General features: G+C 47.5%; 1 protein-coding gene. It reads left to right on the top strand.

Features of this window, described 5'->3' with window-relative positions; genetic code table 11:
- On the top strand, positions 1 to 1,595 hold a 1,595-nt coding region (locus FTO70_RS17870; protein WP_255337124.1), incomplete at both ends, for an Ig-like domain-containing protein.

The following is a 1,595-nucleotide window of genomic DNA, read 5'->3' as shown; positions in this document are numbered from 1 at the left end:
TCCTGATCAACGGGACTTTTGTTGAAGAAGGGGCAGGCATTGCTTCAGTAATTGTTAATGGTGTCTCTGCGGCAGTAAACGATGAGGAGAATTCTTATTCTGCAACTAACTTGCCTCTGGTGGAGGGAGAGAACCTCATAACCGTGCTTGCAACGGATAAAGCCGGGAACGTCGGGACTAACACTACCCAGATAGTTCTGGATACGATTTTGCCCACAGCTACAATAAGTGCGCCTGTTAACAATGCCTGTGTAAGAGGGGCTGTCGAAATCATCGGAAATGCAACTGATGAAGCCAATTTCAATAATTATTCCGTGGAGTGGTCGGATGCCGCCGGGGTCAACTGGACGGAAATATACAGTTCAACAACTGCTAATGAAGGAACCCTTGCCGTCTGGAACACAACCACTTTGGCAGACGGGGAATACACCATCCGGTTGACAGTTACCGATAAAGCCTTCAATACAAACACAAGTACGGTCGATGTCAAAGTTGATAATGAACCACCGATAGCAGCAATAGCAGAGCCTGTCGAAGGTGCATATGTTTGCGGGAACATCGGCATTAATGGGTCCGCAGATGATGAAAATATCAAAAACTACACGGTGGAATGGTGGAATGCTACCAGTAATTCGACAATATTTGGTTCATCCGCCGGATTATCCGGGAAGCTGGCTGAGTGGGATACAGGTGCTCTGGCAGACGGGGAGTACACAGTCCTGTTGACAGTTATGGATATTGAAAATAATATCAGTACAGCAGCAGTAAATGTTACAGTTGACAATACCCTTCCTGTTTTGAATATAACGCAACCTTCCGAGGACAGGACCTGGTTCGTTGACAATATCGTAAAAGGTACGGTCTCGGACGCCAACTTTGAATCGGCTGCCCTGGTAGTGAAGAACGAAACAGGTGCCGTAGTGAGCCGGTATGAACTTTGCATCCTGCCGGACAACAGCTTCAGGAAGCGTGTGGAATACTATCCTGAACAGAACAATACGCTGGAGTTAATCGCATATGATCTGGCAGGCAACTCCAATATCGCCAGGAAGACAGTGTACATTGAAACCGATACCATGCAGGAAGCGGTGTCCTCTGTCAATGAAAGCGAAGCAGTGGAAATTGACGCTGTCAATGAAACCGGGACCTCAATAGAATTCGTATCGGATGTTAACGCAACCGATGTGACTTTCACGGTAAATGCGATAACAAACGAAACAGCAATGGAAAGCCTTAACAATTCGAGTTCGGCGTTCGGAGAACTTGCGGTAGGCAAAATGGTTGAAATAAATGCTGCCGGAGGCCTTGACGGTTCAAACGAGTCACAGATCCGGTACGTGCGTATATCCCTCTTTTACAGTAAGGACGACCTGGACCTGGACGGGGACGGAGAAATCGGACCCGGAGATATCGATGAAGCTTCCCTGTCCGTTTACTGGTATAATGAAACAAGCGGCAACTGGGTTAAGCTCTTAAAAGGCAACCCCGAATGGGTAATTGATGCCGGCAGGTCTCCGATAAAAGGTGATGAACAGGGCTCGGTATGGGTCAAGGTAGAGCATTTGAGCTGCTATTCTTTGACCGGGTCACTAATT

The sequence above is a fragment of the Methanosarcina sp. KYL-1 genome (assembly GCF_024372725.1).
Lineage (GTDB): Archaea > Halobacteriota > Methanosarcinia > Methanosarcinales > Methanosarcinaceae > Methanosarcina.
This window is presented reverse-complemented; position numbering and strand designations above follow the sequence as displayed.